Source organism: Micromonospora sp. CB01531 (assembly GCF_001905095.1).
Taxonomy (GTDB): Bacteria; Actinomycetota; Actinomycetes; order Mycobacteriales; family Micromonosporaceae; genus Micromonospora.
Genome location: NZ_LWLS01000042.1, coordinates 1 through 3206, shown reverse-complemented (window position 1 = coordinate 3206; position 3206 = coordinate 1). Strand labels below are relative to the sequence as shown.

At 65.9% G+C, this 3206-nt stretch carries 3 protein-coding genes and 1 pseudogene; 1 reads left to right on the top strand and 3 read right to left on the bottom strand.

Translation table 11 applies throughout. The features are described from left to right. Positions 1-214, bottom strand: a pseudogene (locus A6A27_RS07390) (steroid 3-ketoacyl-CoA thiolase); the annotation flags it as partial. 12 nt (positions 215-226) lie between these two features. Further along, a complete protein-coding gene (locus A6A27_RS07385) occupies positions 227-1660 on the bottom strand; it encodes an MFS transporter (RefSeq protein WP_198940222.1) in 1434 nt (477 codons plus the stop codon). A gap of 148 nt (positions 1661-1808) precedes the next feature. Here A6A27_RS07385 and A6A27_RS07380 point away from each other — a divergent pair, with 148 nt between their 5' ends. Continuing rightward, complete coding sequence (locus A6A27_RS07380; RefSeq protein ID WP_073833799.1) at positions 1809-2360, top strand: winged helix-turn-helix transcriptional regulator; 552 nt, start codon at positions 1809-1811, stop codon at positions 2358-2360. A 340-nt stretch (positions 2361-2700) separates the two neighbouring features. Here the strand turns inward: A6A27_RS07380 and A6A27_RS07370 are convergent. Then, positions 2701-3206: transposase (locus A6A27_RS07370; protein WP_198940221.1), on the bottom strand; the 506-nt coding region annotated here is incomplete at its 5' end.

Sequence of the window (3206 nt, the reverse complement as noted above, 5' to 3'; positions counted from 1 at the left end):
CCCACCGTGCGGTGTTGCCGGACTGTTCGCCGACCTGTCCGACGGCACCGCTGATGACGTCATCGACCGCAGCGGGGTCGATTCCGATGCGCTCGACGAGTGCCGCGAGGGTGTGAGCGTGCAGGTCGACGGGGTGGATGTCGGAGTAGGCGCCGCCGGGCTTGCCTCTGGCGATCGGGGTGCGGACGGCGTCGATGATGTAGGCGCTGGTCATGATGGGTTCCTTTCAGCGGTGGCGTACGAAGAGCGCAGCGAGGACTGCGACGACGAGCAGGACGATGCCGCCGGTGAGCAGTCCGCCGTGCAAGGCCGTGGAGAAGGCGTCGGGTACGGCGTGGCTGAGCAACCCAAGCGTTGCGTCATCGACTGTCGGTGCCTGGCCGTGGCTGATGGCGGCGGCGACTGACGTGGCGCTGTCAGCAGGTAGGCCGTCGCCACCGAGGTCGTCGGCCAGCAGTGCGGGGAAGCGGCTGGTGGCGATGGTGCCGAGGACGGCTGGGCCGAGCATCGAGCCGAGCTGGCGAAACAGGTTCACTGTTGCCGACGCCATGCCCGCTTGAAGAGGGCTGACGCTGTTTACGGCTGCGGCAGTCGACGGTGCCACAAGCAGGGCGCTGCCGATGCCGGCCAGTGCCAGGCCTGGCCACATGTGGGAGTAACCGTTGTCCGCACCGTTCCACAGCAGCGAGAGTGCCCCCACGCCCATCAGTACAAGCCCGGCGGTCAGGGTGACGGTGAAGCCGACGGACCGCACGATCCGGGCGGCGAAGGCGCTGAATACGACGTAGGTGACCATCATCGGCGTCAGCCGCACGCCAGCTCCGAATGCGTCGTGACCGGCGACCCGTTCCAGGTGGAGGACGCTGAGCAGCGCGATCCCGACGAAGCCGAACATCGCGGCCGCGCCGACCAGCATCACCGTGGTGAAGGACGCGCTACGGAACAGGCTCAGATCGAGCATCGGGTCATGGTGCCTCGACTCGACCCGCAGGAAGGCGATCGCACCGACGGCGGCTACGACGTAGGCAACGACGATGGGCGGCTGGCCGTACCCGCTTGCGCCGCCCTCGATGATCGCGTACGTCGCCGCCGCGACCGTGATCGTTCCCAGGACGACGCCGAGCGGATCGAGCTGCCGTGAGGGGTGCTTGCTTTCCTTCAGGACCAGCACGGTGAGCACGATCGCCATGACGCCGAGGACAACGTTGGTGAGGTAGACGCTGTGCCACGAGAAGTGGTCCAGCAAGAAGCCGGCAATGAGGGGCCCGATTGCCAGGCCGAGTCCAGCGCAGCTTGCCCAGATGCTGATCGCACCAGTGCGTTCGTGGGGGTCGTGGAAGCTCGTGCTCACGATCGCCAGGCCGGACGGCAGGATCGCTGCCGCGCCGACACCCATGATCGCCTGACCGGTGATCAACACGCCCGAGCTGGCGGCCGCGAACGCTGTCACGCTGCCGACGGTCAAGAGCACAACGCCAACGAGATAGGTGAGGCGGCGACCGTAGAGCTCGCCGAACGTTCCGGCCGACATCACCAGACTCACCAACGCGAGCTGGAACGAACTGGTGACCCACACCAGCGTGCTGCCCGAGACATGGAGGTCGTCCTGGATCGAGGCGAGCGCCCCGATGGTCGACGAGGCGTTGATGAAAGACATCATCGCGCCGATGCAGACCACCAACAGGCTCGGCCACCTGTTCGCCACGGAGGGTGGAGTAGCCGACGCGCTGGAACTCTGACTAGTGGAGACCATAGCCAGAAGTTACACCCTGACTTGTGATGAGCAAAGCCAGGGGTAGGATGGTGCCATGAATCACGACGAGGGACAGGCTGAGTCCGCCGACGTCCTTGAGCGTCTGGGCGCGTTCTCCGAGCGTGACGAGTGGACGGCGAAGGGCTGGTGCCGCATCGAGCGCTCGCTCGATCTGATCGGCACACGCTCGGCGATGCTGGTAGTCCGCGAACTCTTCTATGGGGGCACGAAGTTCGACGAGTTGGCCCGACGCACGGGCTTGAGCGAGGCCGTCGTTGCCGGGCGGCTCAAGCAGTTGTACGCCGACGGCATTGTCGACCGGCGTCCCTACCAAGAGGCCGGCAAGCGCACCCGGGACGAGTACGTGCTCACCGAGCGCGGGCGCGGACTCTTCCCGATCATCGTTGCCTTAGTACAGTGGGGAGAGCTGCTCGGCGACGACCACCGCACCGGTGTCGAGCTCGTTCATCGCGACTGTGAGGCCCCGCTCTCAGCCCACATCATGTGCGCCAACGGCCACGAAGTGCCGCTCGACCAAGCCGCCGTGCGCCTGAAGGACGAGGCCTACGTCACCGCAATGCGAACCCGGCCTCACGGGTCCCGTTGAAGCAGCGTCGGGTCGCGCTTCGATGACCAGCCTGACCACTGGGATTCGACCGGCTGCCATTTACCGGCCACTTACAGTTGACTCGGCCCCGTTTGGTGGTCCACCAGCTGTGAGAGCGTCGGCTGCCGGTTGGTCGAATCATCCTGGCCAATCCCGCGCTACACCGGGCGGCAGGTACGAAACAAGCAACGCAAGACGGAAATCCTCATCGACGTCAACAACGTCGCCCTCGGGCACGAGACAAAACTGCGCTGGAACCCAGCCGAGGAATGGATGGCGCCCTGGCACACGAGCGTCTCTGGTCAGCTTAGTGCTCATTTCCGTTAATTCGTCGGGGGTGTCACGCGGCGGTGGGTAGGGGCGTGTGGGTGGCGAGGCGTTTGAGGAGAGCGTCGAGATCTTTCTTGGTGTATCGCCAGTTGAACGGCCGTGCGCCGAGGTTGTAGTGGTCGTGGAACGCCTCGATCCGGCTCTCGACGTCGGCCAGGTCGTAGAAGTCGTTGGGGGTGACGACCTTGCGCTGCACGATGGAGAAGTAGATCTCCACTTGGTTCAGCCAGCTGGCGTGCAGCGGGGTGTGCACCACGGTCGCGGTGGGCCACGCCGCGGTCATGCGGTCGATGGACGCCTGCCCGCGGTGGGAGGAGCCGTTGTCGACGATCCAGAACACCCGCCGCGCTGAGGCGTAGGGTTCGCGGGTCATGACCTGCTCGACCAGCCGCGCGAACGGGACCAGGCCGGTGGTCGGCTCGCAGCGGCCGTAGACCCTGCCGCAGTGCACGTCGAGTGCCGCCAGGTAGGCCAGGGCTCCACCACGGTCGTACTCATGCTCGACGCGCATCAGCC

Coding starts and splice junctions, on each gene's coding strand:
- A6A27_RS07380 (WP_073833799.1), top strand. CDS start 1,809: ATGAATCACGACGAGGGACAGGCTGAGTCCGCCGACGTCCTTGAGCGT.
- A6A27_RS07385 (WP_198940222.1), bottom strand. CDS start 1,660: ATGATGTCTTTCATCAACGCCTCGTCGACCATCGGGGCGCTCGCCTCG.